This window comes from Streptomyces sp. NPDC047453, assembly GCF_040643155.1.
In the GTDB taxonomy this organism is placed as follows: Bacteria; Actinomycetota; Actinomycetes; order Streptomycetales; family Streptomycetaceae; genus Streptomyces.
In genome coordinates this window covers 1-4162 of sequence record NZ_JBEYTS010000158.1, presented here as the reverse complement: position 1 = coordinate 4162, position 4162 = coordinate 1, and the positions used below count along the sequence as shown (strand labels likewise).

The 4162-nt window shown below is 71.7% G+C and carries 2 protein-coding genes and 1 pseudogene; all 3 read left to right on the top strand.

Annotated elements, in window-relative coordinates:
- Positions 1–1030: endonuclease domain-containing protein (locus tag ABZ818_RS42540; protein ID WP_361427629.1), on the top strand; the 1030-nt coding region annotated here is incomplete at its 5' end.
- Positions 1031–1596: 566 nt separating this feature from the next.
- Positions 1597–3723: a glycosyltransferase family 39 protein gene (locus tag ABZ818_RS42535; protein WP_361427626.1), complete on the top strand. Its 2127-nt coding sequence runs from the start codon at positions 1597–1599 to the stop codon at positions 3721–3723.
- 171 nt (positions 3724–3894) lie between these two features.
- Positions 3895–4162, top strand: a pseudogene (locus tag ABZ818_RS42530) (RNA-guided endonuclease TnpB family protein); the annotation flags it as partial.

Sequence of the window (4162 nt, the reverse complement as noted above, 5' to 3'; positions counted from 1 at the left end):
GGAGGGAACGCTGCTGCGATGGCGCCAGCGCATCACCCGGGAACTGCAGGAGTTGGGCGGCCCCGAGCGGGCAGCACGTGAAGGTGCCCGGCTGTACCATCTGGCGGGGATCGACTGGCGGCGGATACTCGTGGAGCAAACCCGCGACCGGACGGCGCGGACATGGTGGCTGCCGCGCGCCGTGGTCAGGCTGCTGGACGCGGCCGAGCACACCGAAACGCAGTGGCTGCAAGCCGCGCGGCCCTGCCAGGCAAGCGCAGTCGCCACCGAGCCGCCCTCCCACCACCGGCAGGCCCAAGCTCTCGACAGTCGGCAGACGACGAGCCCTGACTGCCCAACCGCCCCACTGCGCCCGTACAACGGGGAACTGCAAGGCCACCTGTACTCGGCACTCAGCAGGAAACCCGGCACCTCCCGCAAGGTCGCTGGATGGACGTGCGCCATCTGCCGCACCGCACCCGCCACCGTACTCGACCACTGCCACGAACACGGCTACGTCCGCGCCCCCGTCTGCCACTCCTGCAACACACAAGAACGGCCCGACCACCTGTACAGCAACGACATCCGCGTGGCCAACCACTACACACGCCTCTTCCACACCCACACCGCCGACTGGCTCCGCCACTGGCACCGCTGCCCCGGCTGCCGCGCCCGCACCACCCTGCCACTGCCACACCTCGCTGCCTGGACCGCCCTCATAGCCTGCCGATCGCTGCGCCCGACCCACCGCGACCCCCGCGGCTCCCGCGCGCGCAAACCCTGTGGTGTGCTGCGCGTGTCCTGGACGGGCAGTCACAACGCGCCTGGTTCCTGCCTGCTCACTGTCGCCGTCGACTTCTGCCCCTCCGGCGAGCACCGTGTCCTGGCGCGAGTCCCCTACCGCGAAGCCGCCGAGCGGTTTTGCACCTGGCTGGCCGAGACCGCCCCTGCCGTGGCCGCCGCGGCCGGACCCGACCGCCTGGACGGCCTCCCCACCCGCTTCCGGCCAGTCATCGCGGACACCAGCGGCGAGGGCCTGGCGCTGTTCTGAACGAACAGCACCAGACCCGACATCAACGTCAACCCGCACCCGCCCAGCGTCGTCCCACCCCACGCACAGCCCCGGCTGCGGCTGCTCACCCTGCACGACCAGGACGGCCTCGAAGACGCCGAGCCGGACACGATGCGCCTGCGTCTCTACCACCTTCTGACCCGCCTCGCCCGACACGCCCGGCGCCGCATCCTCCGCATCGAGCGGACCTGGCCCTGGGCGAAGGTTTGTTCGGGGTGAACGAACCTTCTGGGCGATTCCAGCCCCCTGCCCATCCCTGCCACCGCCTGCGGCCGGACCAGAACGGAGCCTTGATGCCTGGTCCGCCACCGTCAGACGGACCGGATACCTGTCACCCCCTCCCGTAATGGCCCAGTCATTCCTGCGCCACCTTTGGGCCACGCGCCATTTTGAAAAGAGCAGGCTCTTACCAACGTCCTGTACGTCTCATGCAACACGGCCCCGGGACGCCTACCTCTTCGTAGTCGGATCATTCGGTCGCACGTGCCGCGCAAGACGGCCGACGCGACGGGGAGAAGACAGCGGGAGTCCAGGAAGGCCCACCTATGCGCAGCGCTCATTGCGAGCAGACCGCGGCACGCGACGCGACGCCGGCGACGAGTACGGCGGCGTCGACCGCCACGGCCCGCCCGTACGACGCAGGGCCGGCTCCCCAGAGCCCGCAGACACCACGACCGCGCTACGAGCTCCCGGTGCTGCTGTCTATCGCGGCGACCGCGGCGGTCCTCTACACGTGGGGCATCGACCACAGCGTCTACCACACGTTTTACGCCGCCGCCGTGCGCAGCATGACCGACAACCCGGTGGCGTTCTTCTTCGGTTCGTTCGACCCGGGCAACTCCATCACCCTCGACAAGGAGCCCGGCTTCCTGTGGCCGCAGGCCCTGTCGGCCCTGGTCTTCGGCTTCCACCCCTGGGCGTTGGTCCTGCCCCAGGCGATCGAGGGCGTGGCCTGCGTCCTCCTCCTGCACCTCCTGGTGCGCCGCTGGGCCGGGGCCCCGGCGGGACTGCTGGCCGCGGCGTTCGTGACGTTCACCCCGGTGGCCGTGGGGCTGGGCCGGTCGATCGTGGAGGACGCTCCGTTCGTCCTGCTGCTGCTCCTGGCCGCCGAGGCCACCTGGCGGGCCGTCCGACGGCCCCGGCTGCGCACTCTGCTCCTGGCCGGCATCTGGGTCGGGGTGGCGTTCCAGTGCAAGATGCTGGAGGCCTGGGCGGTACTGCCGGCGTTGGCTGTCACCTATCTGATGGCTGCTCCCACCACCCTGCGGCGCAGGATCGGCCATGTCGCCGTGGCCGGCGCGGTCGCCGTGGCGGTGTCGGCGTCCTGGGTGGCCGTGGCGACAGTCGTCCCCGCGCACTCCCGCCCCTACATAGACGGCACCACGAACAACTCGGCCGTGGGTATGGTCGTGGGCTACAACTTCCTGACCCGGTTCACCTCGCTGGGCGTGGACGCGGCTCACACGGGAAGCGTCGTCGCCGGCGAGACGGGCCCGGACGCCGCGACCACCGACGCCGGCTCGAAACACGGCACCTCCACGCATGACGAGGGCGGCACCGGACACGCCGCACGGCGGGCCGTCCACCGGAGCCCGGGCATGGGCAACAGCGCGCTGAAGATGTTCAGTCCGGGACTGGCCACGCAGACGGGCTGGCTGTACCCGCTGGCCGCATGCGACCTCGTGTGGGCTCTCGCCGCCGCGCGGCGCCGCCGTGTCTCCCGCACCGATCCGGCGCTCGCCGGGTCTGTGATGTGGGGCGTGTGGCTCGCCACCTTCTTCGCCGCGTTCAGTTTCGGCAGCGTCACCGGCCACACGTACTACATGGGCGTCGTCGCCGTGGCCCTGGCGGCGCTCAGCGGTAGCGGACTGGTGCGGGCCTGGAGGGCGTACCGGGCCGGTGGCCGTCGCGCCTGGGCGCTCCCGGCGGTGACCACAGCGAACGTCCTGTGGACCGCGGCTCTGACGCTGCGTTACCCCCGATTCTTCGGCTGGCTGGCTCCCGCCGCCCTCGCCCTGTGCGTTCTGGCCCTGATACTCGTCGGCGCGGGCCGCGCCGACGCGGGCCGCCGTCCGCGGATCGCCGTGGCCAGCCTGTCGGCCGCTCTCGCCGCGGTGCTCCTGATACCCGCGGTGTGGTCGGCCTCGGCGCTGTCCCCGCGCTACAACCAGCCCGGCGGCATGGGCAGGGTGGGACCCGCCAGCCGACCGGGGGGCGGCGGACCGAACCGGCTCACGCCGCCGCGCGCACGGCTCCTGGCCTACCTGACGGCACACCGGGACGGCGCGAAGTACCTCGCGGCCATGCCGGACTGGTCCGATGCCGCGCCTTATGTCATCGGGGCCAACGCGTCCGTGCTGCCCATGGGCGGCTTCACCGGACAGGTCCCCTACCCCGCCCCCGACGGACTGCGCCGACTCGTCGACTCCGGCGAACTGCACTACGTCGCCCTCCGACGCACGCACGCGGCGGTGTGGCAGCGGGCAGCCGGTGAGCACGGGGGAAGCACCCGGCACGGCGCGACCGCGCCGAACGCCGGCACGGCCGTGCCCACGACGGCGATCACCCACTGGGTCACCACACACTGCACGCCGGTGCCGCCGGCGGCGTACGGCGGCACGAGCCGCGAACTGCCCCGGCTCTACCGGTGCGACCCGGGAACCGGCCGCTGAGCCCCCTTACCTCGCCGTCCCGGTCGACCACCTTCACCAAAACCTCCGAAGGATGCCCCGGCCTTCAGGCCGGGGAGGAATTCGATCGCCCGCGGAGCGGGACAGGGAAAGCCGTTTCGCCGACAGGCGAACCGGCGTCGACTGTCGTAGGACGCCGATAGGTTGGCGCGCGTGACGACGCAGCAGCGGCAGGGGACGCAGGACGCCGGGTGTGCCCGGTACGTCTTCCGGCTGCGCGTGTCCGCCACCGCCGAGAGGTTGCTGACCGGCGAGTGGGGGCGCTGCCGCTGGGTCTGGAACGAGTGCGTGGCCCGGTCCAGGAAGGCGTTCGCCGACGGCGAGATGTGCGGCCCGGCGCGGCTGGACAAGATGCTGACCGAGGCCCGCGCCGGCAACGCCTGGCTGCGTGAGGGCTCCTCGGTTCCGCAGCAGCAGATCA

Coding starts and splice junctions, on each gene's coding strand:
- ABZ818_RS42535 (WP_361427626.1), top strand. CDS start 1,597: ATGCGCAGCGCTCATTGCGAGCAGACCGCGGCACGCGACGCGACGCCG.